We start from the raw sequence: 25,564 nt of genomic DNA, 5'->3' as shown, positions 1-25,564 counted from the left end.
CCCCCGGCCCGGCTCATGCGCGACCCCCGGCACGGGCACCCCGTCGGGCCCGGCTCAGGTGAGTGAACCCGTCACGGTCAGATCTCCGGTGCGGGGCCGGGGGACCGTGCCGCTCGCCGGGGGCTCTTCGCGGCGCTCCACCCAGGCCGTCAGCGCGGTGAAGGCGGTGCGGTAGCAGGGCAGCATCGGACGCAACCGGTCGGGATGGGTGTCGTAGAGGCCGTCGACGTGGTTGCCACCCTCGATCCGGTAGTAGCGGTGCAGCCGCGAGCGGCCCCGTTCGGCGATCATGCGGGCGTACACGTCGGACTGGACGGTGATGGGCAGCAGGGCGTCCANATCCGGTAGTAGCGGTGCAGCCGCGAGCGGCCCCGTTCGGCGATCATGCGGGCGTACACGTCGGACTGGACGGTGATGGGCAGCAGGGCGTCCAGGGTGCCGTGCAGAGTGATCATCGGTTTGCCGATGCGGCCGGTGAGCGCGATCCGGGCGACCGCGTCGTGAACCCGGCGGGGCCGTGCCGTGTAGTCGTAACCGGCGTCGGACGGACACGGGGCGAAGATCTCCTCGGCGGTCGTGCCTGCCGAGGCGCCGGGGCAGGCGGGGTCGTACCCGGGGTCGAGCTCCGCACGGTAGATCTTCTGGGTCAGGCCCCAGTACACCTTCTCGTGGTACGGCCACAGGAACTCCGAGCCCCGGGCGAAACCCGCCGCGTACATGTCCTCGTCACCGGCCCGGCCCAGTTGGCGGGCGACGGCGGTGGGCAGGAAGGTGAGCAGGTTAGGGCCGTCGGCGCGCCACAGCGGGCCCTCCCAGTCGACTCCGCCGTCGTACAGCTCGGGGTGGTTCTCCAGCTGCCAGCGGGTGAGGTAGCCGCTGTTGGAGATCCCCGTCATGTACGTGCGGCGCGGGGCGTGGCCGTAGTACTGGGCCACCACCGCCTTGGCGGCCCTGGTGAGCTGGGTGGTGCGCCGGTTCCACTCGACGATCGCGTCGCCGGGACGCTCGCCGTCGGTGTAGAAGTCCGGGCCGCAGTTGCCCTTGTCGGTGGCGGCGAAGGCGTAGCCCTGGGCCAGCACCCAGTCGGAGACGATGACGTCCATCGAGTACTGCTTGCGGACCCCCGGCGCCCCGGTGACGACCAGCTTGCCGTTCCAGTCGTCGGGCAGCCGGAGGACGAACTGGGCGTCGTGGTTCCAGCCGTGGTCGGTGTTCAGGCGTGAGGAGCCGGGGAAGTAGCCGTCGATCTGCAGGCCGGGCACGCCGGAGGGGTTGACCGTGCCCTGGGCCGTGAGCCCGGCCCAATCGGCCGGGTCGGTGTACGGCGTGCCGGTGAGGGCGCTGGTGGTCAGGTCGTCGTGGCGGGAGATCAGCTGCCGTTCGGCGCCGGGGACCGTGATCCGGCGCCGGCCCGGGGAGCCGCCGTCGGCCCGGGCCGCGGCAGCGGGCGTGACCGCGGACGCCGCCAGCAGCGCGGCGGACAGGAGCGTGGTTCGTCGACTGGGGAGCATGACGCACATCGTTGGCCTCACCGGGCGACGCGACCATGGGCCTGACACATACTCCAGCCAGCTCTTCGGTGGAGCCGGCGCACATGCCTTGCCGGGGCGGGCGCCGCGCCCTCCCGGGGCGGGCGCCCCGGCGGCGGCGTGCTTCCCCGGCGTGCGGGGCGCCGACGGCTGCGGCACCCTACGGAGAGGGACAGCGAAGGGACATACCGTGGCCGAGGGTGGCAGGCCGCTCCGGCCGTCCGGACCGGGCCGGGAGGACGACGGCGAACCGCGGCACCAGCCCCGGACCCGCCGGGACCGCGGGCGTCCGGCGCCCCGGCCCGAACGTGTGATCGTACGGCGGACTCCCCCGCCCGGTAACGGGTCTCCCCCCGGGTTCACCGGAGTGGAGCACGGGACCTGCTGACACCCGGCCGCTCGCCCCGGGCACCGCACCCGGGAGACGGGACCCTGAGGAGTGATGCGACATGAGCCTCGACCCTGAGTCCACCCCGCCCGAACCTCCGGTGCGGCCCTGGGCCGTCGACGACCTGCCCGCGCTCGAACCCGACCCCTTCCTGGACGAGGTGCTCCGTGAGGAGCCGATCACCCGGATCGCGCTGCCGTACGGCTCCGGACACGCGTGGCTGGTCACCCGCTACGAGGACGTCCGCTTCGTCACCTCCGACCCGCGCTTCTCCCGCGAGGGGGTGGTGGGCCGCGAGGTGACCACCATGGCGCCCCAGGCCGTGGCGTCGCAGACCGCGGGCCTCCAGTACATCGACCCGCCCCGGCACACACGGCTGCGCCGGGTGGTGGCCCGGGCGTTCACCGCCCGGGGCATGGAACGGCTGCGGCCGATGGCGGAACGCACGGCGCACCGGATGCTGGACACCATGGAGAAGGCCGGGCCTCCCGGCGACCTCATGGAGCACCTGCACACGCCCTTCCCCATCGCCGTCGTCTGCTTCTTCCTGGGCGCGGACGAGGACGACTGGCACCAGTGGACGGGCAACTCCGAAGCCCTGCTGTCCCAGTCCACGGACGGCGCGCGCAACCAGGCGGCCCGCGCGGCGACCCGCGGCCGGGTCGTCGACCTGCTGCGACGGCGCCGCGACGAGCCGCGGGACGATCTGGCCGGCGTGCTGGCCCAGGCCGCCGAGGCCGGCGAGATCACCGACGACGAGGCCGTCTCCCTGGCCATGGCGGTCTACGTGAGCGGCGGGCACGCGGTGCGCAACAACAGCGGCTCCATGATGTACGCGCTGCTCACCCATCCGGAGCAGCTCGAACAGCTCCACGCCGATCCCGCCCTGCTGCCCAGGGCCGTCGAGGAGCTGTTCCGCTACGTCCCCCACCGCAACGGCGTCGGCATCCCCCGCATCGCCACGCAGGACGTGGAGCTGGGCGGCCATCTGATCCGCGCGGGCGAGGTCGTGTACAACGCCTATGTCGCCGCCAACCGCGATCCCGAGGTCTTCCCCGACCCCGACACGCTGGACTTCCGCCGGGAGGGCCCCGGCCACCTCGCCTTCGGGCACGGCCCGCACTTCTGCCTGGCCGCCCTGATGGCCCGCATGGAGGCCGAGGTCATGATCAGGGCCGTGCTCGACCGGCTCCCCGGCATCCGGCTCGCGGTTCCCGCCGACGAGGTCGAGTTCCAGCGCGAGGGACTCATCCGCGGGCCGCGCACCCTCCCGGTGACCTGGTGGGACACCCGGGGCTAGGTCGCTTTATAGGACAGGCGGGACATCGCGGACACGGCCTAGGGCAGGATCGAGTCGACGTACCCGCCGTCCACGCGCAGCGCTCCCCCGGTGGTGGCCGACGCCTGCTCGGAGCTGAGGTAGACGACCATGTGGGCGATCTCCTCGGGCTCGATCAGCCGCTGCAGCAGGGACTGCGGACGGTACTGCCGCATGAAGGCGCGTTGGGCCTCTTCCCAGGGCAGGTCGCGGTCGACGAGTTCGTACACGAAGTCCTCGACACCGCCCGTGTGGGTGGGCCCGGCGATGACGGAGTTCACCGTCACGCCGGTGCCCGCCGCCTTCTTGGCGAAGCCCCGGCTCACCGCCAGCAGCGCGGTCTTCGACATCCCGTAGTGGATCATCTCCGCGGGGATGGCGACGGCCGAGTCGCTGGCGATGTACTGGACGCGTCCCCAGCCGCGTTCGGTCATGCCCGGCAGGTAGAGCCGGGTGAGCCGTACGGCGGCCAGCACGTTGACCTCGAAGTAGCGGCGCCACTCGTCGTCGGTGATCTCCAGCGGGTCGGCCGTGCCGAAGACCCCGAGGTTGTTGACGAGGACGTCCACCCGGGGCAGCGTCCGCGCCACCTGCTCCGCGCCGTCCTCGCCGGAGAGGTCAGCGGCCACCGGCACCAGATCGGCCCCGGGTACCTCCCGCGCGAGCGCGGCGACGCTGTCGGCCACGCGCCGTTCGTCACGTCCGTTGACCGCCACACGGGCCCCGGCCCGGGCGAGACCGGCCGCGATCGCCGCGCCGATGCCCTGCGTCGAGCCGGTGACCAGGGCGGTGCGTCCTGAGAGATCGATGTGCATGGGTGAGCGGGTTCCCTTTTTCCGGGCCCGGGATGCCTGCCCGCGTCCGTCCGTGCGATCGCCCCTGTGGCCGCGGGCGGCGGATACTCGGTACGTCGGTGGACGCGCGGGCACTCCCGGACGGAAGGGCGCGGCGGATGCGGTCAGCAGCTGTATTCACCTTGCTGGGAAGGGTCCCGGCGTGGCTGCGGGCGCACGACCCCGGGCTCGCCGCCACCCGCCGCGCGGCCCGCACCGCACTGGTGATGCCGGCCCTGTTCGCCCTGTGCGGTCAGGTGTTCCACTCCCCGCCGATGGCGACGTACGCGGCGTTCGGGTCCTTCTCGATGCTGCTGCTGGTCGAGTTCACCGGCCCTGTGGTGCAGCGGCTGCGCGCCCACGTGGGCCTCGCGGTCGCCTGGGCGGTGCTCATCTGCCTGGGCACCCTCGCCGCCCGGCAGGGCGGGGTCGCGGTGGCCGCCACGGTCGTGGTCGCCTTCGTGGTGCTGTTCTCGGGCGTCGTCAGCTCCGTGCTCGCCGGCGCCTCGACGGCGCTGCTGCTCGCCTTCGTGCTGCCGGTGACCACGCCCGCGCCGCTGTCGCAGCTGCCCGAGCGGCTCGCCGGCGCGGGACTCGCCTCGGCCGCCGCGCTGCTCGCCGTCCCGCTGCTGTGGCCCCGGCCCGCCGCCGACCCGCTGAGCGCGCCGGCCGCCCGGGTCTGCCGGGCGGCGGCGGCACAACTGCGCCTGGACACCTCGCACCTGACGGGCGGCACCGGCGCGCCGGACCTGCCGGTGTGCCGGCGGGCCGCCGACGAGACCGCCGCCGCCACGGCCGGGCTGCGCGGCGCCTTCCAGGACACCCCGTACCGGCCCACGGGTCTGTCCGCGGGCTCACGCGCCCTGGTGCGCCTGGTCGACGAACTGACCTGGCTCAGCGCCATCGTGTCGGACAGCGCTCCCCCGCCGGACGGCCATCCGCGCTGCGACCCCGACGCCCGCACGGTGCGGCTGACCGCCGCGTCCGTGCTGGAGCTGACCGCCGACCTGCTGGAGGAGCCGCACGGCGCCCCTCAGGCGCTGCGCGCCCGGACGGCGGAGCTGCGCGAGGCCATGAGCCGCATGGAGCGCGGTGCCACCGCCCGGCTCCCGGTCCATCTGCCCGGCCCGGACACCGAGCCGGAGGTGCTCGCCTTCCTCTCGACCCTGGACCTGTCGTTCCGCGCCCAGGAACTGGGCTTCGCCACCCTCCAGGTCGCGGACAACGTGGATCTGGTGGCGTCGGCGGAACGGCGCAGCTGGCCCGAGCGGCTGCTCGGCCTGGAGCCGGGCGGCCCGGCCCAGCCGCTGGCCGCGGCGCACGAGCGGGCCCTCGCGCACCTGCGGCCCAACTCGGTGTGGCTGCACAACAGCCTGCGCGGTGCGGCCGGTCTGGGCATCGCGGTCGCCCTGGTGCAGCTCACGGGCGTCCAGCACTCGTTCTGGGTGCTGCTGGGAACCCTGTCGGTGCTGCGCTCGAACGCGCTCAGCACCGGGCAGAACGCGGTCCGCGCGCTCGGCGGTACCCTCGTCGGCTCGGTCGTCGGCGCGGTTCTGCTGCAGTTCATCGGCCCTCACGGCACCGCGCTGTGGTTCCTGCTGCCCGTGGCGGTGCTGGTCGCCGGCATCGCACCGGCCGCCGTGTCCTTCGCCGCGGGCCAGGCGGCCTTCACCATCACGCTGGCGATCCTGTTCAACATCGGGCAGCGCCCCGACTGGCACATCGTGCTGCTGCGCCTCCAGGACATCGGGCTCGGCTGCGCCGTCAGCGTGCTCGTGGGCCTGTTCTTCTGGCCGCGCGGTGCGGCGGCCGCCGTGGACAGGGCGCTCGCCGAGGCGTACGCGGGCAGCGCCCGCTATCTCGCCCGGGCCGTCGCGTACGGAGTGCGCCGCTGCGGCGCCCGGCCCTCGACGGCGGACGCCCCGCTGGCGGAGGGGCTGGAGGCGGCGGCCGCGGCGCGCCGGCTGGACGACGCCTTCCGCAGCTTCCTGGCGGAGCGCGGCGCCAAGCCGGTCCCGCTGGCGGACCTGACCACCCTGGTCACCGGCATCGTCGGACTGCGGCTGGCAGCGGACGCGGTGCTCGGGCTGTGGCAGCGGGCGCAGGATCTGCACGCGGGCACGGACCGCGCGGAGGCGCGCCTCGTGCTGCTGAGCACGGCGGCCCGGGTGTCCGACTGGTACCGGGACCTCGCCATGAGCCTGACCGGTCACACCGTCGTCCGCGCGCCCCTGCCGCGCAGTCCCGCGGCCGAGGCCGGTTTGGTCGACTCGGTCCGCAAGGACCTGCGCGACGACGACGGCCGGGCCTCCGACACGGCCGTGCGCATCATCTGGACCGTCGACCACCTCAACGCGGCCCGCAGGCTCCAGCCCGGCCTGGCCGCGGCGGCCGGGCAGGGCGACGGCGCCGCGTGACCCCTGACGCGGATCGCGCGGCGCCCGCCCGGTGGCGCGCCCGGTGGCGCGACCGGCCCGGTCACGCGTCGTCGAGCCGGCGCACGTCCTCCTCGTCCCAGGTCCGGGTGTCACGCGGTTCGACGTACGGCTCCGCGTCCGGCGGATACCCACCCGCGATGGCCCGCTGGCGTACGGTCTCGGCGTCGAACTCCAGGCCGAGCAGGATCGCCAGGTTGCTGATCCACAGCCAGATCAGGAAGACGATCACACCGGCCATGGCGCCGTAGGTCTTGTTGTAGGACGCGAACCCGGCGACGTACAGCGCGAACCCGGCGGACGCCGCCATCCATAGGAACAGGGCGAGGAAGCTGCCCGGGGTGATCCAGCGGAAGCCCTTCACCTTGGCGTTCGGGGCGGCCCAGTACAGGAGCCCGATCATCACGGTGACGAGCAGGACGAGGACCGGCCACTTGGCGATGGACCAGGCGGTCAGCGCGGTGTCGCCCATGCCGATCGCCTGCCCGGCGCGGCGGGCGATGCCGCCGGTGAACACCACGATCAGCGCGCTGATCACTGCGAGCAGCATCAGGACGACGGTGACGCCGACGCGCACCGGCAGGATCTTCCACACCGGCCGGCCCTCGGGCACGTCGTAGACCGCGTTGGAGGCGCGGATGAACGCGGCGACGTAGCCGGAGGCCGACCAGACCGCCAGCACGATTCCGATGAGGGCGAGGACGGAGCCGGTGCCGGCGCTGCCCTGCAGCTGCTGCACGGCACGGGTCAGGATGTCGCGGGCCGGACCAGGCGCGAGGTGCTTGAGGTTGCTCAGCACCCTGTCAGTGGTGGACCTGCCGGTGATGCCGAGCAGGGAGACCAGCACCAGCAGCGCCGGGAAGAGGGACAGCACCGCGTAGTAGGTGAGTGCGGCGGCCCGGTCGGTGAGCTCGTCGTCCTTGAACTCGCGCAGCGCGCCCTTGAGGACCTTGCCCCAGGCCTGCTTGGGGAGCTTGGTGGGCGCGTCGGGAGCCCGCCGCTCCACCTCGGGGCCGGGTCCGGCCTCCTCCGGTGCCGGCACGGCGGGTTCCCGCGCCTTCTCACCCGCGTCGTGGTCCTTGTGCCCTGGGAGATGCAGCTTCGCCATGTCCCCCGGGTACCCCGAGGTGCGAGGCTACGCCGCCCGAAGCGGATTCCGCCCGCACGGAGGCCGGGTCAGGCTCTGAGGGGTGCCGGGGCCGGGCGGGCCACCGGCACCCCGGCGGGGATCAGGCCGCGGTGACGGCGGGCCGGTCCGCTTCGTCCAGCAGGTCGACAGGGGTGGAGCGGGCCCGGGCCACCCGCGAGCGGACCGTGCCCACCGGGCTGCCGCTCGCCGCGTCCGCCGCCGCGTACGGCAGCCCCGCCGGCCCCGTCGGCACCAACGCCTCGCGGCGCTCCCCCGGGCAGCGCGGCCGGCAGGTCGAGCAGGACGACGCCCTCCTCGGACCCGGGCAGGCCGCGGGTCCGGGTCTGGGCCCGTTCCCCGGCCGCCTGCACGACGAGCGGGAGCACGCGCTCACGTCCGGCCAGCGATCACCCGGCGGCGCCGGTCACGGCCGGGCCCGGGGCCAGGGTCCAGCCGGGCACGTGCCGGCCGGACATCAGGGCGTGGCCCGGGGCGGCGAGCGGCACGTACACGACCGCGCACATCGCGGGCCGTGCCGTGCGAGAACACCACCCCGCTGCCATGGCCTCCCATCCTCGCGTCCGGCCAGCGGTCGTCAGGTCTCCTTGCCGTCCTTGTCGTCATATCCAGTCGCCCCGTATCCCGTTGCCTCGTGTCCCGGTGTCGTCACGCCTTGCTGTCGTTGTGCCTTGCTGTCATTTCCCCCCGCTGTCGTCGTGGCTCATGGTGTCGTCGTGGCCCGCTCGGCGCGGGCGCTACCGGCCGGCCAGGCTGGTCTTGGGGCCGCGGTCGCCCGCCGGCCCGCCGTCCGGCACCGGATCGGGCGCGCCGCCGGGTACGGTCGCGAGGCGGGGCAGCAGGCAGGTCCAGAACTCCACCATGCGTTCCTTCGGCAGCCAGTCCCGCTCGCGGCTGCCGAGCACCTCGAAACCGACCGTCGCGGCCACCACGGCGCCGGCCACACAGTCGGCCGACAGGCCGTCCGCCAACTCCCCGTCCTCCTGCGCCCGCACGACGATCTCGCGGACCCAGCCGTGCCACGAGTCCAGCACCGTGGCGCCGCCGTCCCGTGCCGGGTCACCGCCCAGCGTGAACCCGGCCCGCATGACGGGGTCGGCCGCCAGCGCGACGACCAGCCGGCGGATCGCGGCCACGAGCGCCCCGAGGGCGCTGCCGTCCGTGGCACGACAACTCCCCGTCATCTCTTCCACGGTGCGCGCGGCCGTGCTCTCGATCTCACCGGCCAGGGCGTCCTTGCTGGGGAAGTGGAAGTGCAGCGCGCCGGCGCTCACCCCGGCGCGCCTGCTGATCGCGGGCAGGGAGGCGCGGGCGTATCCGTCATGGGCGAAGGCCTCCGCAGCCGCGCGGATGAGGGCCTGCCGGGTGCGAGCCGCCCGTACCTGCTTGACCATAAGGCTTCCCTTCTCGGCCGCTGACGGGCCTCTAACCGCATGTTCAGTATGTTTACGAGGGTCCGGTGCGGCAAGGGCCGACGCGGCGACGGACGGAAAACACCGGTGAACGCGCGAAACGCCCCGCCGGCAAGGCGGTTGAGCCTTCCGGGGCAAGGGCAAACCGCGTGCCTGGTTTGGCGGTCGGGTGGGCGAATCCGCCGTGAACGCGCGGAAGTCCGCCGCCCCGGGCGGGCGGCGGACTTCCGGACGGTGCCCTCGCCCGCTTCCTCAGGACGCGGCGGGACGCAGCACGACGGGCAGCGAGCGGAATCCGTTCAGCATGAAGGTCGGCAGGGGCGCCAACTCCTCCGGAGCGCAGGCGAGTTCCGCCTCGGGGAACGTGTCGAAGAGCCGGGACAGGGCGGAGGCGGCCTCGATCTCACCGAGCGGCGCGCCGAGGCAGCGGTGCGGTCCGTGGCCGAAGCCGAGGATGTCGCGGTCGGTGCCGCGCAGCAGGTCGAAGCGGTGCGCGTCGGAACCGTGCCGGTCCGTCTCGTGGCCGCCCGCGGCGAAGTTGACGAGGATGCAGTCGCCCTTGCGGATGCGCACCCCGTCGAGGTCGATGTCCTCGACGGCGAACCGCATGGGCGCGTACGCGCCCGGCGTGTGCACCCGCATGGTCTCGGCGACCACGTCCGCCCAGGTCGCCCGGCCCGCGCGCAGGTGCGCGAGCTGCTCGGGGTGGGTCAGCAGCGCGCCGGCCGCGTTGGTGATGAGGGTGGCGGTGGTGTCCTGCCCGGCGGCGATGAACATGAAGAGGGAGCCGAGCAGCTCGTCCTCGGTGAGCCGGTCGCCCTCGTCCCGGGCCGCGATGAGCGAGCTGGTGAGGTCGTCGCCCGGCCGCTCCCGCTTGGCCTTCACCAGGGCGGCGAGCCGCCCGAACGCCTCGAGGCGCGCGGCCTCCATCTCCGCACCCGTGACGGTGGAGCTGAACACGGTGCTGAGCGCCGCGGACAGGGCGTCCGTCTCGGCGCCCCTCGGGACGCCGAACAGCTCGCAGATGACGCGCAGCGGCAGCACCTCCGCGTACGAGGTGCGCAGGTCGACGGGCACACCGGGCGGCAGGGCGGCCAGCTCGCCCAGCAGTTCGGCCGACAGCTCCTGCACCCGGGGGCGCAGCGCCTCGGAACGCCGTGCGGTGAACGCCCCCGCGATCAGCCGGCGCAGCCGGGTGTGGTGCTCCCCGTAGGCGAAGAGCATGTTCTCGTTCGCCACCCACGGGTAGAGGGGCCACTCCTCGGTTATCTTCCCCTCGATGAACGGCGGCCAGTGCAGCCGGGCGCTGCGCGAGACCCGCGGGTCGGTCAGCAGTTGCTCCACGTAGCGCTGCCGCACGACGGCCCAGGCGAGCACCCCTCCGGGCAACTCCACCTGGACGGCCGGGCCTTGGGCGCGCAGGTGCGCGGCCTCCGCCATGTGGTCCTGGCCCGTGAGGTCCAGGGCGTAGGGGCAGGCGGTCTTCTCCATCGGTGTGCTCCCTGGGTCGGTCCTGCATCACGGTGTGGCGTGGCGACGTGCCCATGGCAGCGATGTCCGCGCCGCGGCGCCCGGCGGGTGCCGGCGACCGTGGCCCGCGGTCGGGACCGGTTCAGCCGGCGGCCGGAGCCTCTTCCGGGTCCAGGCGCAGCTCCATGGCTTCCTCGTAGACGCGCCTGCCCCGGTCGACCGACATGTCCAGGCGGACTAGCACCGCGGGGACGGCGATGCTGGTCATCAGGTGCCGGTAGAGGTCGACCACCCGTTCCGTCAGGTCCGCGTGGTCGTCCATGATCTTGGACAGCACCTGTGCCCCGGTGAACGCGGCGACGAACGCCTTCGCCGCGGTCGCGACGTCGACCTGGGGCAGCACTTCCCCGTTCGCCTTGGCACGCTCGAGGAGCGCGGCGTTGTGCTCGACCCAGGAGGCCATCGGCACCCGGCGGTCCAGCCCGTCGTGCGGTGAGCCCTGGTCCACGGTGAGGCGGATGCTGCCGCGCACCAGGGCGTCGCCGGAGCCGAGCAGGTGCGCGAGGAGGAATCCCGAGTCCAGCCCCTCCTGAAGCACCAGTTCCCGCGGCGGCAGCTCCGGCACGGACTTCAGCTGGTCGGTCAGCACCGCCTGGGCGAGCTGCTCCTTGGAGGCGAAGTGGAAGTAGAGGGCGCCCTTGGTGACATGGGCCCGCTGGAGGATCTCCGAGATGGTCGCGGCCTCGTAGCCGACGTCGGCGAACACGTCGGCGGCTGCGATCAGGATGTTGCGCCTCGTCCTGATCGCTCGCTCCTGCAGGGCCACGGCACTTCCTCCGCACTGGCTTCACGAACCCGTCGGCCCCGAAAAGAAACCGACAGGTACGTATCCTGCCACCCGGGTAGATGCCCTTTCAAGCATGCGAGAGCCCCCTCCCTCCCCCAGCGCACGCGGACGGCCGAGCCGTCGCCGAGGGCCACAATAAAACCTGTCGCCCGGTATCTCAACGCCCATGAGGCAGTTCCGCGCCGCCGCCGAGGTGCCCGCCGAGGACCGGAGTTGAGCAAGTCGCGCCTTTCCGAGGTCGTTGAGGCATCGGCAAGGCACCATTGTTCGGCCACCGTTGGCAGAATTTTGGCTTGATTAGAAAACCGGGAGGTCCGTATCTTCTCGTTCCACGCATTACCGCACGCATCCCTATCCTTCCGGATCCGCGACTATGGGAGAGGGTCATGACCCTTCTGACGCCCTTGGTAAATCTCTCCTCCGTGCCGGAGTCCGGGCACTACGGCGGGTATGAGGTGCTTCGTCCGGCCGGGTACCCGGCGGACGGTCCGGCTCCCGCGGCCGGCGGCCCCGCCGCCGACGATGCCGCCGCCGACACCGCCGTCGGCACCGTCGCCGAGTTGACCCGGCTCCTGTTCGACGGCGAGGACCGGGAGCGCAGTCATGGCATCTGGCGCGACCTCATCTCCAAGGACACCTTCCGCCACCGCCCCGGGCTCGCCGCCGGGGAACGGATCGGGCTGTCCTACGAGTTGCTGCGGCTGGTGAACGACACGGCCGGCGACGCGGAGCGGCTGGCCGACGACCCGCGACTGCTGGCGGCGCTGCACGAGTGGGCGGCGATCGTGGACGGCGGCGGAGGGCTGTGCACGGTGGCGAGCATCCACTACAACCTGTTCCTCGGCAGCCTGCTCGACCACGGGGGCGCGGCGGCCCGGGACCTCTCCGACTTCACGAGCCTGCGCCGCACCGGCACGTTCCTGTGCACGGAGCTCGACCACGGCAACGACGCCTCGGCCCTGGAGACCACCGCCGAACTGGACCCGGTCACCGGGGGCTTCGTGCTCCACACCCCGCACGAGGGCGCGCAGAAGTTCATGCCCAACACCAGCCTCACCGGCGGCCCGAAGAGCGCGGTGGTGGCCGCCCGGCTGATCGTCGAGGGGCGGGACGAGGGTGTCTTCCTGTTCCTGACGCCGCTCAGCGACGAGAGCGGCCTGCTGCCCGGGGTCCGGGTGCGGCGGCTGCCACTGCGCACCGGCGCCCCGGTGGACCACTGCCTGACCGCGTTCGACCGGGTGCCGCTGCCGCGCACCGCCCTGCTGGAGTCCGAGCACGGCCGCCTGGACGCCGACGGCCGCCTGCACAGCAGCCTGGGCAACCGGCGCAAAAGGTTCCTGCGGTCCATCGGCCGGGTCACCATGGGCAAGCTGTGCATGAGCGGCGCCGCCGTCGGCGCGACCCGCGCGGCACTCGCCCTGGCGGTGCGTCACGGCGACCTCCGGCAGGTCAGCGGGCCGCGCGCGGGCGAGCGCGTCCCGGTCAACGCCCACCGCCCGCACCACGCGCGGCTGCTGAAGGGCCTGGCGACGGGCTACGCCATGACCTTCCTGCACCGCTCCGCGCTCGTCCGCTGGGCCGCCGAGCACACCGGCCCGGACACCGGGCGGCGGGCGGAGACGGAGCGGCTCGTGGCGATCGCCAAGGGCTGGATCACCTGGCAGGCACGGGACATCGCCGTAGAGTGCCGGGAACGCTGCGGCGCGCAGGCCCTGTTCGCGGCCAACGGCCTGTCCGAGTTCCCGCACTACATCGAGGGCACCATCACGGCCGAGGGCGACAACCTGGTGATCTGGGTGAAGGCCGCCGCCGAGATGCTCTTCGAGCACCAGCCGGCCCGGCGGGAGCCCGAACCGCCCGGTGACGTGGCACGGTTGGCCGACCCCCGGCATCTGCTCGGGCTGCTGGCCCGGGCCGAGGCCGTCTGGCAGGACCGGGCCCGGACGGCGCTGCGCCAGGGGCCCTCGGGGGATCCGGTGGAACGGTGGAACGGCGCGTCCTCCGCCGCCCTGGAGATGGTCGCGGTGCACGCCCGGCTGCGGGCGGCCGAGGCATTCCTCGACGCGGCCGCCGCGGCGCGGCGCCCCGAGGCCCGCGCCCTGCTGGAGCGGCTGTGCCTGCTGTTCCTGCTGGAGCAGGTCGGCGGGCACACGGGCGACCTGCTGGCCGACGGGCACATGTCCGCCGACCAGGTGCGCGCCCTGCCCGGGTTCCTGGACGACGTGCTGCGTGACCTCGCGCCGCGGATGACGGACCTGGCCGAGGCGTTCGACCTGCCCGGCGCCTATCTGGACGGGATCCCGCTGGCCGGGTCCGGCCGCGTCCGGCTCACCGACCAGGTCACCGCCGAGGAGCCGTCCGGCTACGGCCCCGCGCGGTAGCCGGGAGCGGCGGCGGCCTCCCGCGGCAGCCGGGGCGGCTGCGGCGGGAGGCCGCAGCCGGGGCGGCTGCGGCCTCGAACCGACAGCCGGGGCCGACCGCGGCCCCACGCGGCGGCCCGGGCCGGCGGCCCGCCTCCCCGCGACAGCCGGGGCCGACGGCGCTCTCCGCACGGTCAGGGGTGCGCGATGCCGTCGATCCAGGACGTGAGGCGCTCGCCCTGCGCGGTCATGATCGCCGGATCGCGCAGGGTGTGGGTGAGGACGGACATGCCCTGGTAGGCGGCGACCAGCTCGACGGCGAGGCCGCGGGCGTCGGGCCGGCCCAGCTCGCCGAACTGGCCCTCGACCCAGTCGATCAGGGCCCGCATGACCTCGCCCGCCGCCAGGTCCGGGCCGTCGTCGCGCTTGTCGAGTTCGGTGGCCAGGGTGCCGAAGGGGCAGCCGTACCGGGCCGCCCTCTCGCGCTCCTCGACCCAGCCGCCGATCAGGGCCTTCAGCCGGTCGGCCGGGCCGGGGAGCGCCTCCAGGCGGCCGGTGAGCGCGGTGAGCCCGTCGCGGTGCGCCTGTACGGCCGCCTCGACCAACCGGTCCTTGGTCTTGAAGTAGTAGTAGACGTTCCCGACGGGCACGTCCGCGACGCGGGCTATGTCCGCGAGGGTGGTCTTCTCCACACCCTGCTCGTGGAAGACCCGTACCGCCGCCTCGACCAGGCGTTCCCGCTTGCCGCCCCGCCGGGCCCGCCCGTGGGCCGCGCGCACCGCACCTGTTTCTGAGTCAGTCACCTGACTAAGGATAGACATCAACCCCGGAAGCGCCTACCGTAGCGATTTAGTCAGTCAACTGACTAACAGGGATCCACGGACTCACAGGGGAGACATCATGATCGTGGTGACGGGCGGGACGGGGAACGTGGGACGGGCTCTGGTGGCGGAACTCGCCGACGCGGGCGAGGCGGTCACCGCCGTGGCCCGGCGCATCACCCCCGCGGACGTCCCGCCGGGCGTACGGACGGTCGCCGCCGACCTCGGACGCCCGGCCGGGCTCGCCCCCGCGCTGGAGGGAGCGACGGCGCTGTTCCTGCTGGTGGCGGGGGACGATCCGGAGGGCATCCTGAAACAGGCCGCCGCGGCCGGGGTCCGCGAGGTGGTCCTGCTGTCCTCGCAGGGGGTGGGCACCCGGCCGCACAGCTACGCGCACGCCGCCCGCTTCGAGGCGGCCGTCGCCGGCTCGGGCCTGCGCTTCACCGTGCTGCGCTCCGGCGGCATGGCCTCCAACGCGCTCGCCTGGGCCGAACCCGTACGGCGGCACCGCACCGCCGCCGCACCCTTCGCCGACGTGGCGCTGCCCTTCGTCGACCCGGACGACGTGGCGCGGGTCGCCGCCACCGTACTGCGCGAGGACGGGCACGACGGTGTCACGTACACCCTGACCGGGCCCGCGGCCACCACGCCCCGGCAGCGGGCCGCCGCCCTCGCGGACGCCATCGGCGAGCCGGTGACCTTCGTGGAGCAGACCCGCGAGGAGGCCCGCGCGCAGATGGCGCGGTTCATGCCGGAAGCCGTGGTGGAGGGGACCCTCGCCATCCTCGGCGAGCCGACCGCCGACGAGCGGACGGTCACCGACGACGTGCGGCGCGTCCTCGGCCGGCCGGCGACCCCGTTCGCGGCCTGGGCGGCACGCAACGCGGCGGCCTTCCGCTGACCCGGAGGAGGCGGGGGCGTCCTCCGTGAGCGGCCGTGCCCGGCACGGCGCTCACGGGATGTCCTGCTCGGCCCAGATGACCTTGCCCTCCGCCGTGTAGCGGACGCCCCAACGGTGGGTGAGCCGGGCCACCAGGTAGAGTCCGCGGCCGCCCTCGTCGGTGCTGCGGGCGTGCCGCAACCGGGGGGCCGTACTGCTGCCGTCCGCGACCTCGCAGGTCAGGCGGGCATCGCGGAGCAGCCGTAGCCGGATGGGCGGTGCGGCGTAGCGGACCGCGTTGGTGACGAGTTCGCTGACGATGAGCTCCGTCGTCATGGCCAGCTCGGCCAGCCCCCAGGCCATCACCTGGCGGGTCGCCTCCGCCCTGACCCGTCCGACGGCGGACGGGTCGGCCGGCACCTCCCACGAGGCCACCCGGTCCGCGTCCAGGACGTGGGTGCGGGCCAGCAGCAGGGCGATGTCGTCGGGCTGCGGCACGGGCACCAGCCGCCGCACCGCCGAGGCGCACAGCGAGGGCAGGTCGGTTCCGGTCCCGGCCAGCACCTCGCCGAGCCGGGCCATTCCGGACTCCACGTCGTGGTCGGCGCCTTCGATGAGCCCGTTGGTGTAGAGCCCGAACAGGCTGTTCTCGGCCAACTCGATCTCGGCGGCCTCGAAAGCCATGCCGCCGAGCCCGAGCGGCGGCCCGGCGGGGATCTCCGGGAACCGGGCGGGTTCGCCGGGTGCGACGACGACGGGAGGCGGGTGTCCGGCCCGGGCCATGGCGCACCGCCGGGTGGCGGGGTCGTAGACGGCGTAGAGGCAGGTCGCGCCGATGAAGGTCGCGGTGCTCCTGGTGGCCGCGTCGCGGTCGGCCTCCTCGTCGCTCAGCCGGAGCACCAGGTCGTCGAGGTGGGCGAGCAGTTCGTCGGGGGGCAGCTCCATGTCGGCGAGGGTCTGCACCGCCGTCCGCAGCCGCCCCATGCTCGCCGCCGCGGTGATGCCGTGGCCCACCACGTCGCCGACGACGAGTCCCACCCGCGCGCCGGACAGCGGGATGACGTCGAACCAGTCGCCGCCGACCCCGTCGGCCGGGTCGGCCGGGAGGTAGGCGGAGGCGACGTCGACGGCCGTCCCGCCGGTGAGGGCGTGCGGCAGCAGACTGCGCTGGAGGGTGACCGCCGCGGTGTGCTCCCTGGTGTAGCGGCGGGCGTTGTCGACGCACACCGCCGCGCGTGCCACCAGTTCCCGGGCGAGCAGCACGTCGTCGGGGCCGAACGGGACGGGGTTGAGCGAGCGGGCGAAGGTGGTGACGCCGAGCGTGGTGTTGCGGGCCCGCATCGGGACCGAGATCAGCGAGTGCAGGCCGAACTCGCGCACGCGGGCCGCGCGTTCCGGCTGTCCGACCGGCCACCAGGAGTCGGCGGAGTCGAGCAGCGGAACGAGGACGGGCTCGCCGGCGAGGAAGCGGTCGACGTCCTTGGGCGGCGGCAGGAAGTCCACCGCGTCGCCGATCCGTGCCACCGCCTCCGGACAGCCCTCCCGCACCGACCGCATGCCCGCCCGGCGCATCGCCGGCCAGACGGGCGCCGGTCCCGCGTCGTTCAGCCAGGCTCCGTGCCCCTCGCTGCTGAACACCGGTTCCAGCAGGTCGACGATGACGAAGTCCGCGAGGCGGGGCACCGAGAAGTCGGCGAGTTCCTGTGCGGTGCGCGGCACGTCGAGGCTTCTGCCGATGTCCGTGCCCGCTTCGTTGACCAGCGACAGCAACTGGCGGGCGGTCCAGCGCTCGGTGACGTCCGTGACCATGTAGCAGACACCGGTGACGGCGCCGTCGCCGTCCACCAGGGGGAAGAAGGACGTGGAGTAGGCGCGCCGGCGGTGCGGGTCGGCCCAGCTCCAGCCGGTGTACTCGTAGTCGTTCACCGGGGTCCGTGTCGCCAGCACCTTGCGCATCAGGTCCTCGAGGGTCTCCGGTTCGAGGCCGGGGAGCACTTCACCGAGCCGGCGCCCGAGCCGCTGCTCCCTGGGCACACCGCCGAAGCGCTCCAGCGTGTCGTTCAGCCAGACGTAACGCAGGTCGAGGTCCACGACCGCCATACCCACCGGTGACCTGGTGAGGAACCCGTCGAGGACCGACTGGCCCATCGTCCACGGCCGGCGCTGCTCCCGTGCCGAGACGAGGAAGCACTCCTTGCCGCCGATGCCGAAGGCAGGCGAGACCCGGAGATCCACCTCGAGGCGGCGGCCGTCCCGGTGCCGCAGGGCGAGCCGGCCGCTCCACCCCGTTCCGCCCCGGCACCGCTCGGCGATGGCGGCGACACGGGCCGGGTCGCCGGGGCCGGCGCCCAGACGCGCGACCGGGCGTCCTACGACCTTCGCCGCGGGGTGCCCGAGCAGGGCCTCCGCACCCGGGGTCCAGCCGATCACGACACCGTCCGCCGAGACGACCGCGGCCGCGTCCGTGGACGCGTCGAGGAGCGCACGCGCCTCCTCGGGGCTGGACGCGTGCGGGCCCTTGTGCGCAGGTTCCATCGGCCTCCGTCCTCCGTCCCTCCCATGGTCCCGCCAGTCCGCCCGGCGCGCACGGTCCGTCCCTGCGGTTGGGGCGGGAGCGGCGCCGGATGCAGCATGGAGGTACGACGAGACGGTGGACCAGCGGTCATGGGGGCTCCGGCAGGCGGCCGTACCGGCGCGGACGGCCGGGCGGCCGGTGGAGGTGGAACTGGCATGACAGTGGACTCCCTGCCCGCGGGTGACGACGAGCACAGCCCCGAGTCGCCCCGGCCGACCGGCCTGCTGGACGTGTTGAGCGTGGCCGCCGTGGCGCTCGACACCACCGGGCGCGTCGTCTTCTGGACCCCGCAGGCCGAGGAACTCTTCGGGTACACCGCCGAGGACGTCCTCGGGAAGTACGCGGCGCAGATGCTGATCCGCCCGGAACACGTGCAGGCCGTGGTGAGTCTGTTCACGGAGGTGCTGGAGACCGGCCGCGGCTGGGCGGGCGCCTTCCCGATCCTGCACAAGGACGGCAGCAGCCGGCTGACGGAGTTCCGCACCATGCGGCTGCTGGACGACGTGGGGGACGTCTACGCCCTGGGGATCGCGGCCGACCACTCCGCGCTCCAGCGCGTCGAGACGGATCTGGCGCTGTGCGAGCGGCTGATCAACCAGTCCCCGATCGGGCTGGCCCTGCTGGACCCGGAACTGCGCTACCTGCTGGTCAACCCGGCGCTGGAGCGGATCGACGGCATCCCGGCCGAGGAGCACATCGGCAAGCGGCTCGCGGAGGCCGTGCCGTTCCTCGACGTCAACACCGTGGAGTCCGCGCTGCGTCAGGTGCTCACCACCGGCACCCCGCTGCTCGACCAGTACCACGTGGGCCGTCCGCCGGTCGACCCGGACCAAGAGCACGCCTGGTCGCTGTCCCTGTACCGGCTGGAGGACCCGGGCGGCCGGGTGCTCGGCGCGGCCGCGTCGCTGGTGGACGTCACCGAGCGGCACCACGCGGCCGCCGAGGCGGACCGGGCGCGGCGCCGGCTGGCGCTGATCGCCGACGCCTCCACCCGCGTCGGCACCTCGCTGGAGGTGGAGCAGACCGCCCGCGAACTCGCCGACATCTGCGCGCCGGTGCTCGCGGACGTGGTCGCCGTCGACGTCCTCGACCACGCGCTGGCCTTCCGCCGCGTCCGCCGCCCGGAGAACGGTCCCGAGCTGTTCCGCGCCCTCGCCCTCAAGGCCGCCCATCCCACGGTGGCGCTGCGCGCCGCCGATCCGCCCGGGGACCTCGCGGCCTACGACGGCGACCGGCTGGTCACCCTGTGCGTGCACACCGGCCGCCCGGTCCTGGTGCGTCACGTCGGCGCCCGGGACCTGCCGCGCATCGCGCGGGACGCCGAGGCGGGTGTGCTGCTGGCCCGGGCCGGTGTGCACTCGTACCTGGCGGTGCCGCTGATCGCGCACGGCGAGGTGCTCGGCGCCCTCGACCTCAAACGCACCCGCAATCCGCTGCCCTTCGACGAGGACGACGTCGTGCTGGCCGCCGAACTGGCCGGCCGTGCCGCCGTGGCCATCGACAACGCGCGCTGGTTCCAGAGCGTGCGCAACACCTCGCTCACCCTGCAGCGCAGTCTGCTGCCCGACCACTCACCGCACCACACCGGCCTCGAACTGGCCTCCCGCTACCAGCCGGCCCAGGCCACCAGCGAGGTCGGGGGCGACTGGTACGACGTGATCCCGCTGGCGGACGACAAGACCGCCCTGGTGGTGGGCGACGTCATGGGCAACGGCATCGACGCCGCGGCCACCATGGGCCGGCTGCGCACGGCGACATGCGCGTACGCGGACCTGGACCTGGAACCCGCCTCGGTGCTCCAGCACCTGGACAAGATCACCTGCGATATGGAGCACTACATCGTCACGTGCCTCTACGCGGTCTTCGATCCGCACACCGGGCGGTGCACCATCGCCAACGCCGGGCACATGCCGCCCGCGCTCGCGCGGCCCGGCCGGCCGGCCACCCTGCTGGACCTGCCCCCCGGGGCGCCGCTCGGGGTGGGCGGCATCGCGTTCGAGGCCACCACGACCGAGCTGGCCCCGGACGACCTGCTGGTCCTGTACACCGACGGGCTGGTGGAGACGCGGCAGCACCCCATCGACGACCGGCTCGCGGTGCTGCTCGGCTTCCTGGACGAGCCCGCCCGGCCGCTGGAGCAGACGTGCGACCTCCTTCTGTACGGGCTGCGCCATCCCGACGACCACGACGACGTGGCGCTGCTCGTCGCCCGGGCCCTGTGACGCGGGGCCGCGGCCATCCGCGTGGTGGGGGCCGCCCGTCGGTGCGACGCTGGGTGGAGAGTGTCCCAGGGAGCGGAACCCAGGAGGGCCGATGGGACGGGACGTCCCGGCGCTCGTCTTCACCCGCGAGGACCGCCGCCGATACCGGATCAAGATGCAGGAGTGCCTCGACGTCTTCGCGCAGATGCTGCGCGAGTCGCGGTTCGAGGCCGAGCGACCCACGGTCGGTCTGGAGATAGAGCTGAACCTGGTCGACGACGACGCCGAGCCGGAGATGCGCAACACCGACGTGCTCCAGGCGATCGCGGACCCCGCCTGGTCCACCGAACTGGGCCGGTTCAACCTGGAGATCAACGTGCCGCCCCGCGCGCTGACGGAGGGCGGTCCCGACGCGTGGGAGTCCGAGATACGCGCGGCGCTCAACCACGCGGACGAGCGGGCCAGGTCGGTGGACGCGCGGCTGGTCATGGTGGGCATCCTGCCCACCCTGCGCCAGGCGGACATCGGGGAGGGGTCGTTGTCCGAGAACCCCCGTTACCGGCTGCTCAACGACCAGGTCTTCGCGGCGCGCGGCGAGGACCTGCGGATCGAGGTGGACGGCACCGACCGGCTGCGGACGTACGCGGACACGATCACCCCGGAAGCCGCGTGCACGAGTACGCAGTTCCACCTCCAGGTGTCCCCGGACAACTTCGCCGCCTACTGGAACGCGGCGCAGGCCATCGCCGGGGTGCAGGTCGGGCTGTCGGCCAACTCGCCCTTCCTGTTCGGCAAGGAGCTGTGGCACGAGACCCGCATCCCCCTGTTCGAGCAGGCGACCGACACCCGCTCGGAGGAGATCAAGGTGCAGGGGGTGCGGCCGCGGGTGTGGTTCGGGGAGCGGTGGATCAACAGCGTCTTCGACCTGTTCGAGGAGAACCTGCGCTACTTCCCGGCCCTGCTGCCCCTGTGCGACGAGCAGGACCCGGCGGAGACCCTGGACCGCGGGGACGTGCCCGAGCTGTCCGAACTGACTCTGCACAACGGCACGATCTACCGCTGGAACCGGCCGGTCTACGCCATCGCCCACGACAAGCCGCACGTCCGCGTGGAGAACCGGGTGCTGCCCGCCGGGCCGACGGTCGCGGACACCCTAGCCAACGGCGCCTTCTACTACGGTCTGACCCGGGCCCTGGTGGAGGAGGACCGTCCGGTGTGGTCGCGGATGTCGTTCGCCGCGGCCGAGGAGAACCTGCACACGGCGGCGCGGCACGGCATCGAGGCGCGGCTGTACTGGCCCGGGATGGGCGAGGTGCCGGTGCCCGAACTGGTGCTGCGGCGGCTGCTGCCGCTGGCGCACCGGGGTCTTGAGCACTCAGGCATGGACGCGGCATGGCGGGAGCCGCTGCTCGGCATCATCGAGCAGCGCTGTGTCAACGCCCGCAACGGGGCGGTGTGGCAGAAGGAGATGTTCCACCGCATCGAGGCCACCAGCCATGCCGGCCGCCACGAGTCGCTGCGACGGATGACGGAGCTCTACATCGACTACATGCACCTCAACGCCCCCGTGCACACCTGGCCGGTCGACTGACCGGGACGGTCCACGGGACTCCCGGCCGGCCGGAGTGCGGGACCGCCGGGTGACCGGGCACCGTCCTTGACCGCTCCGGGTCGCCGAGCGGGTCCTGCCGACGGTTACGGGCCGGGCCCGCGGCTGAGTCGTAGTCAGGCGGGGTCAGGCGGGCCGCTGCTCGTCCCGCCGGGGTTCGTCCTCCTCCGCGCTCTCCCCCACGGCTGTCCCGGCGGCCGTGTCGGCGGCCCGGTCGCCGACGGGCCGCGGGGTGCCGGCAGGACGCCGTACGACGAGGTCGCGCACCTCGTAGGACATCTCGGTCGTCTGCGCGGTGGGCCGGGGGTGGTAACGCCCGGCGCTCACCGAGAGGTTGACGATGAGGTGGGCCCGCCAGTCGCGGCCGACGCCCCGGGTGTCGGCGAAGGCCCGCACGCCGTTGACCCACCAGACCACGGAGCGGACGCCGAACTCGGTGCGCAGGTCGACCCAGGCCCCGGGGCGCACGGCGGGGTCCTGGTAGTAGTCGCCGGCGCCGCGCACGTGGTTGGTGAACTCCAGCAGGTCGGGGTTGTCGGGGTGGTACTCGAACACGTCGATCTCCTGGCCGCCGTCCCGCCAGGTCCAGATGGCCGGCCAGGCACCGAGCTGCCGGGGCAGCCGTACCCGGGCCTGGAGGACGTCCCCGGAGCGGACCATGAAGCCCTGCCGGCTCCCCTCCGTGGTCAGCAGTCCCGTGTTCCACCTCCCGTCGGGGCGCCGCCTGGCCCGGAAGACACCGGAGCGGCTGTAGTCGGCGTCGGCCACGAGGTGGTCCAGTTTGTCGTCGCCCGGGTTCTCCGGGCCGCCGTCGGGATACGCCCACGAACGGCCCGCGACCCACTGGGCCGGCGACGCGAAGTCCGCGGTGAACACCACGTCGGAGCCGGAGGGCGGGCGTGGAGCCGGGAGCGGGTCGCCCGGCGGAGGAATGTGCATGACCGATGTCTCACCGGCAGGGCCGCGGCCATGCGTCCCGGGGCGAACATGGCCGCGGGAACGACCCGTGTGAGTGAACCGGCCCCCGGACGCGGCCGGTCAGCCCTCGGCGAGCACGAGGACGAGCGGGATGCCGTGGCACGGCACAAGACGCATCCCGTCGTGGACGGCCGGCCTCGCCTCCGCGAGCACCTCTCCGAAGTCCGGGCCCCGGGTGAGGGAGCCGGCCAGGTGCGCGGGGTCGGCGGAGGCGGCGACCCGGCCCCGGGCGTTCACCAGCCGGGCGGGCCGGGACAGCCGCCGCAGCAGCGGCAGGACGGCCGCCTCGAAGTGCCGCAGGTACACGTCGGCGGCGGCCACACCGGCGAACCGGCCCTGGAACCACACCGGTTCGGACAGCGTGAGGCTGTACTCGTCGGAGCAGAGGTAGTCGACGTACGGTCCGGCCACGGCCCGGCGTCCGGTGTCCCGGGGCAGCGCGAACCAGTCCCAGTGCGTGTAGTCGGAGTACGCGGACTGGCCGGGGTCGAGGTCGAGGAGGAGCGGGCGTACGTCGCCGTCGGCGCCGGACTGCCACCACTCCAGCCAGGCGGGCACGTCGGTGAGCAGGCCGGGGGCGGCCACGAAGCCGGCGCCGGAGACCAGTTCCCCGGAGGTGAGGCGCAGGTGCAGGCCCGGGCGCAGGGCGGCGAGGTCGGCGCTGGCGGGCCGGCGCCCCGCGGCGGCCACCCGGTCGAGCAGGGCCGTCGTGTCGGCGCGGGTGGCGGCGACCGCGTCGAAGACCGCTTCCAGCGCGCCGCCCACCTGCGCGGCCACCCATGGCTCCGCTTCCGTGTCGGGGGTGGCGAGCCCGGAGCTGACGCCCATGGTGTCCTCCAGCGGACGGGAACCTGGACGCGGCGCGGTCAGAGGGTCAGGCGTACGGCGACGAGCCGCGCCGTCGACTCCCTGACGCACCGCTCGGCCAGCGTGCCGGCCGTTTCGTGGGCCCCATCTTGCACGGCCGAGATCACGGCACGGTGACGTTCCGCAACTTCTTCACGACATGTGTCGTCGGCGAGGACGAGGCACAGCAGCGGGCCCACCTCGCTCTGCAGGGACACCTGTTCGCGGGTCAGCCGGGCGGACTGGGCGGCGGCGGCGAGTTCGACGTGGAACCGGCCGTACAGGCGGCTGCGGCCCGGCGCGTCCACGGCCCGTGCCAGCTCCTCGGCCGTGCGGCGGAGTTGGCGGAGGTCCCCGGGTTCGGTGCGCTGGGCGGCGAGGCGGGCGGCGGCGCCGGAGAGGGCGGCCCAGTGGTCGCCGAGGTCGCGCAGTTCCTCGGTGCTCCAGCCGCGCAGCCGGGCCCTGAGCCGGTCGTCGGCGGGGGCCTCGGGCAGGGAGACGAAGCTGCCGCCGCCGCGGCCCCGACGGGTGGTGACCAGGCCCTGCTGCCGCAGCGCCATGAGCGCCTCGCGCAGGGTGACCGTGGAGACCCCGAGCTGTCCGGCCAGTTCGCTCTCGCCGGGGAGCTGCTCGCCCTCGACCAGCAGGCCCAGTTCGATGGCGTCGCCGATGCGGCGGACGACCGCGTCCACGCGGGCCCGGTTGTCCACCGGGCTGAAGACGGCTCTGCGCGCGCCGCCCTCCATCTCGTTCTGCCTCACGGCCACCACCTCGTGCGTTGACTCAAGCTTTACCCTAAAGGACTCTTGAGCTTTGAACTATGACTTCATATGTTTATGTTCAACGTTCAGCGCGCCAGAAAGGTTCCCGCATGGAGGGAAGTGCGGTCCGGCTGCAGGATCTGCGGAAGTCGTTCGGAGAGACGGACGCCGTGGCCGGAGTCGACCTGGAGATCCGGGACGGCGAGTTCTTCTCGATGCTCGGCCCGTCCGGCTCCGGGAAGACCACGGTCCTGCGGCTCATAGCCGGTTTCGAGACGCCCACGGCGGGCCGGATCGAACTCGCCGGTCAGGAGGTCACCGGGCTGGCCCCGTTCGAACGCGATGTGCACACGGTCTTCCAGGACTACGCCCTGTTCCCGCACATGACGCTGGAGCAGAACGTCGCCTACGGCCTCAAGGTGCGCAAGGTGCCCAAGGCCGAGCGCCTGGTGCGGGCCCGCAAGGCACTCGCCGAGGTGCGGCTCGAGGGCTACGGCCAGCGGCGCCCCGCCCAGCTCTCCGGCGGGCAGCGCCAGCGCGTGGCCCTCGCCCGCGCCCTGGTCGGCCGCCCCCGCGTCCTGCTGCTCGACGAGCCCCTCGGCGCCCTCGACCTGAAGCTGCGCGAGCAGATGCAGGTCGAACTCAAGGCGCTCCAGCGGGAGGTGGGCATCACCTTCGTCTTCGTCACCCACGACCAGGAGGAGGCCCTGACGATGAGCGACCGGATCGCCGTCTTCGACCAGGGCCGCATCGCCCAGGTGGGCACACCCGCCGAGATCTACGAACGCCCGGCCACGTCCTTCGTCGCCTCCTTCGTGGGCACCTCGAACCTGCTCGACGGCGAGGCGGCCCACCGGCTCGTCGGCACGCCGGGCACGTACAACATCCGCCCCGAGAAGATCCGGGTGCTGAAGGAGTCCGCCGAGGCGGACGAGCCGGAGCACACGACCGCCACCGGCACCGTGGCCGAGGTCGTCTACCTCGGCGACGCCACCCGTTTCCTCGTGGACCTCGACGGCGGCGGCCGGCTCACCGCACTCCAGCAGAACCTGGAGACCTCCTCGGAGGACGTCGCCGCCTACCGCGGCGCCCGCGTCCGGCTCCAGTGGCACCGCGGCCACGCGGTCCGCATCCCCGCCTGACCGGCTCCCCGC

General features: G+C 73.6%; 20 protein-coding genes and 1 pseudogene. 7 read left to right on the top strand and 14 right to left on the bottom strand.

The annotated features are described in order from the left end of the window. Positions 1-54: 54 nt before the first annotated feature. Positions 55-291, bottom strand: a complete 237-nt coding sequence (locus V7E45_RS40650; RefSeq protein ID WP_443056140.1) for a hypothetical protein — start codon at positions 289-291, stop codon at positions 55-57. Next, positions 288-1,511: a tannase/feruloyl esterase family alpha/beta hydrolase gene (locus V7E45_RS22630; RefSeq protein ID WP_443056139.1), complete on the bottom strand. Its 1,224-nt coding sequence runs from the start codon at positions 1,509-1,511 to the stop codon at positions 288-290. Before V7E45_RS22630 ends, V7E45_RS40650 begins: the two co-directional genes overlap by 4 nt. A gap of 467 nt (positions 1,512-1,978) precedes the next feature. Between V7E45_RS22630 and V7E45_RS22625 the strand changes: the two genes are divergently transcribed. Next, a complete protein-coding gene (locus tag V7E45_RS22625; protein WP_333776029.1) occupies positions 1,979-3,217 on the top strand; it encodes a cytochrome P450 in 1,239 nt (412 codons plus the stop codon). A gap of 38 nt (positions 3,218-3,255) precedes the next feature. On the opposite strand, the gene V7E45_RS22620 is transcribed toward V7E45_RS22625, so the two are convergent. Beyond that, positions 3,256-4,050 carry an SDR family NAD(P)-dependent oxidoreductase gene (locus tag V7E45_RS22620; protein WP_333776028.1) on the bottom strand — a complete coding sequence of 265 codons (795 nt, stop codon included), beginning with the start codon at positions 4,048-4,050 and terminating at the stop codon, positions 3,256-3,258. A 1,091-nt stretch (positions 4,051-5,141) separates the two neighbouring features. Here V7E45_RS22620 and V7E45_RS40645 point away from each other — a divergent pair. Further along, positions 5,142-6,485, top strand: coding sequence for an FUSC family protein (locus V7E45_RS40645; RefSeq protein ID WP_443056142.1), 1,344 nt, complete (start codon positions 5,142-5,144; stop codon positions 6,483-6,485). 61 nt (positions 6,486-6,546) lie between these two features. Here V7E45_RS40645 and V7E45_RS22610 read toward each other — a convergent pair whose 3' ends face one another. From V7E45_RS22610 to V7E45_RS22585, 6 genes and pseudogenes are all read right to left on the bottom strand, one after another. Next, entirely contained in the window at positions 6,547-7,611 is a 1,065-nt protein-coding gene (locus V7E45_RS22610) for a YihY/virulence factor BrkB family protein (protein WP_333776026.1), read from the bottom strand. 121 nt (positions 7,612-7,732) lie between these two features. Then, positions 7,733-8,000 (bottom strand): annotated as a pseudogene (locus tag V7E45_RS22605) (hypothetical protein); the annotation flags it as partial. A 39-nt stretch (positions 8,001-8,039) separates the two neighbouring features. After that, positions 8,040-8,195 carry a hypothetical protein gene (locus V7E45_RS22600; RefSeq protein ID WP_333776025.1) on the bottom strand — a complete coding sequence of 52 codons (156 nt, stop codon included), beginning with the start codon at positions 8,193-8,195 and terminating at the stop codon, positions 8,040-8,042. Between the two features lie 192 nt (positions 8,196-8,387). Then, positions 8,388-9,044, bottom strand: coding sequence for a ScbR family autoregulator-binding transcription factor (locus V7E45_RS22595; protein ID WP_333776024.1), 657 nt, complete (start codon positions 9,042-9,044; stop codon positions 8,388-8,390). Positions 9,045-9,314: 270 nt separating this feature from the next. Continuing rightward, the gene (locus tag V7E45_RS22590; protein ID WP_333776023.1) at positions 9,315-10,553 is read right to left on the bottom strand and encodes a cytochrome P450 family protein; all 1,239 of its coding nucleotides are present in this window, start codon (positions 10,551-10,553) and stop codon (positions 9,315-9,317) included. Positions 10,554-10,674: 121 nt separating this feature from the next. Next, on the bottom strand, positions 10,675-11,358 hold the full coding sequence (locus V7E45_RS22585) for a ScbR family autoregulator-binding transcription factor (protein ID WP_333776022.1): 684 nt from the start codon (positions 11,356-11,358) through the stop codon (positions 10,675-10,677). 407 nt (positions 11,359-11,765) lie between these two features. Here V7E45_RS22585 and V7E45_RS22580 point away from each other — a divergent pair, with 407 nt between their 5' ends. Then, positions 11,766-13,760: an acyl-CoA dehydrogenase family protein gene (locus V7E45_RS22580; RefSeq protein ID WP_333776021.1), complete on the top strand. Its 1,995-nt coding sequence runs from the start codon at positions 11,766-11,768 to the stop codon at positions 13,758-13,760. A gap of 173 nt (positions 13,761-13,933) precedes the next feature. Here the strand turns inward: V7E45_RS22580 and V7E45_RS22575 are convergent, their stop codons facing one another. After that, positions 13,934-14,542, bottom strand: coding sequence for a TetR/AcrR family transcriptional regulator (locus V7E45_RS22575; protein WP_333776020.1), 609 nt, complete (start codon positions 14,540-14,542; stop codon positions 13,934-13,936). A 97-nt stretch (positions 14,543-14,639) separates the two neighbouring features. On the opposite strand from V7E45_RS22575, the gene V7E45_RS22570 reads away from it, so the two are divergent. After that, positions 14,640-15,461 carry an NAD(P)H-binding protein gene (locus V7E45_RS22570; RefSeq protein WP_333776019.1) on the top strand — a complete coding sequence of 274 codons (822 nt, stop codon included), beginning with the start codon at positions 14,640-14,642 and terminating at the stop codon, positions 15,459-15,461. Between the two features lie 51 nt (positions 15,462-15,512). Here the strand turns inward: V7E45_RS22570 and V7E45_RS22565 are convergent, their stop codons facing one another. Next, positions 15,513-17,975, bottom strand: a complete 2,463-nt coding sequence (locus V7E45_RS22565; protein WP_333776018.1) for a SpoIIE family protein phosphatase — start codon at positions 17,973-17,975, stop codon at positions 15,513-15,515. 195 nt (positions 17,976-18,170) lie between these two features. On the opposite strand from V7E45_RS22565, the gene V7E45_RS22560 reads away from it, so the two are divergent. Then, a complete protein-coding gene (locus V7E45_RS22560; RefSeq protein WP_333776017.1) occupies positions 18,171-20,237 on the top strand; it encodes a SpoIIE family protein phosphatase in 2,067 nt (688 codons plus the stop codon). A 91-nt stretch (positions 20,238-20,328) separates the two neighbouring features. Further along, complete coding sequence (locus tag V7E45_RS22555; RefSeq protein ID WP_333776016.1) at positions 20,329-21,807, top strand: glutamate--cysteine ligase; 1,479 nt, start codon at positions 20,329-20,331, stop codon at positions 21,805-21,807. A 144-nt stretch (positions 21,808-21,951) separates the two neighbouring features. Here the strand turns inward: V7E45_RS22555 and V7E45_RS22550 are convergent, their stop codons facing one another. The 3 genes from V7E45_RS22550 to V7E45_RS22540 all read right to left on the bottom strand — a co-directional run bounded on the left by V7E45_RS22550 (position 21,952) and on the right by V7E45_RS22540 (position 24,395). Next, a complete protein-coding gene (locus V7E45_RS22550) occupies positions 21,952-22,764 on the bottom strand; it encodes a beta-glucanase (RefSeq protein WP_333776015.1) in 813 nt (270 codons plus the stop codon). Positions 22,765-22,863: 99 nt separating this feature from the next. Continuing rightward, complete coding sequence (locus tag V7E45_RS22545; protein ID WP_333776014.1) at positions 22,864-23,631, bottom strand: PDC sensor domain-containing protein; 768 nt, start codon at positions 23,629-23,631, stop codon at positions 22,864-22,866. A 38-nt stretch (positions 23,632-23,669) separates the two neighbouring features. After that, positions 23,670-24,395, bottom strand: coding sequence for a FadR/GntR family transcriptional regulator (locus V7E45_RS22540; RefSeq protein ID WP_443056141.1), 726 nt, complete (start codon positions 24,393-24,395; stop codon positions 23,670-23,672). A 125-nt stretch (positions 24,396-24,520) separates the two neighbouring features. Here V7E45_RS22540 and V7E45_RS22535 point away from each other — a divergent pair, with 125 nt between their 5' ends. Beyond that, positions 24,521-25,552, top strand: coding sequence for an ABC transporter ATP-binding protein (locus V7E45_RS22535; RefSeq protein ID WP_333776012.1), 1,032 nt, complete (start codon positions 24,521-24,523; stop codon positions 25,550-25,552). The last annotated feature ends 12 nt before the right edge of the window (positions 25,553-25,564 follow it).

The sequence above is a fragment of the Streptomyces sp. IBSBF 3136 genome (assembly GCF_036815105.1).
GTDB lineage: Bacteria > Actinomycetota > Actinomycetes > Streptomycetales > Streptomycetaceae > Streptomyces.
This window is presented reverse-complemented; position numbering and strand designations above follow the sequence as displayed.

Bases quoted from the DNA above. Each gene is read 5' to 3' on its own strand.
- V7E45_RS22565 (WP_333776018.1), bottom strand. From the start codon at position 17,975: ATGGAACCTGCGCACAAGGGCCCGCACGCGTCCAGCCCCGAGGAGGCG.
- V7E45_RS22545 (WP_333776014.1), bottom strand. From the start codon at position 23,631: ATGGGCGTCAGCTCCGGGCTCGCCACCCCCGACACGGAAGCGGAGCCA.
- V7E45_RS22550 (WP_333776015.1), bottom strand. From the start codon at position 22,764: ATGCACATTCCTCCGCCGGGCGACCCGCTCCCGGCTCCACGCCCGCCC.
- V7E45_RS22535 (WP_333776012.1), top strand. From the start codon at position 24,521: ATGGAGGGAAGTGCGGTCCGGCTGCAGGATCTGCGGAAGTCGTTCGGA.
- V7E45_RS22625 (WP_333776029.1), top strand. From the start codon at position 1,979: ATGAGCCTCGACCCTGAGTCCACCCCGCCCGAACCTCCGGTGCGGCCC.
- V7E45_RS22600 (WP_333776025.1), bottom strand. From the start codon at position 8,195: ATGGCAGCGGGGTGGTGTTCTCGCACGGCACGGCCCGCGATGTGCGCG.
- V7E45_RS40650 (WP_443056140.1), bottom strand. From the start codon at position 291: ATGATCGCCGAACGGGGCCGCTCGCGGCTGCACCGCTACTACCGGATC.
- V7E45_RS22595 (WP_333776024.1), bottom strand. From the start codon at position 9,044: ATGGTCAAGCAGGTACGGGCGGCTCGCACCCGGCAGGCCCTCATCCGC.
- V7E45_RS40645 (WP_443056142.1), top strand. From the start codon at position 5,142: ATGAGCCGCATGGAGCGCGGTGCCACCGCCCGGCTCCCGGTCCATCTG.
- V7E45_RS22580 (WP_333776021.1), top strand. From the start codon at position 11,766: ATGACCCTTCTGACGCCCTTGGTAAATCTCTCCTCCGTGCCGGAGTCC.
- V7E45_RS22555 (WP_333776016.1), top strand. From the start codon at position 20,329: ATGGGACGGGACGTCCCGGCGCTCGTCTTCACCCGCGAGGACCGCCGC.
- V7E45_RS22590 (WP_333776023.1), bottom strand. From the start codon at position 10,553: ATGGAGAAGACCGCCTGCCCCTACGCCCTGGACCTCACGGGCCAGGAC.
- V7E45_RS22570 (WP_333776019.1), top strand. From the start codon at position 14,640: ATGATCGTGGTGACGGGCGGGACGGGGAACGTGGGACGGGCTCTGGTG.
- V7E45_RS22610 (WP_333776026.1), bottom strand. From the start codon at position 7,611: ATGGCGAAGCTGCATCTCCCAGGGCACAAGGACCACGACGCGGGTGAG.
- V7E45_RS22540 (WP_443056141.1), bottom strand. From the start codon at position 24,395: ATGGAGGGCGGCGCGCGCAGAGCCGTCTTCAGCCCGGTGGACAACCGG.
- V7E45_RS22560 (WP_333776017.1), top strand. From the start codon at position 18,171: ATGACAGTGGACTCCCTGCCCGCGGGTGACGACGAGCACAGCCCCGAG.
- V7E45_RS22620 (WP_333776028.1), bottom strand. From the start codon at position 4,050: ATGCACATCGATCTCTCAGGACGCACCGCCCTGGTCACCGGCTCGACG.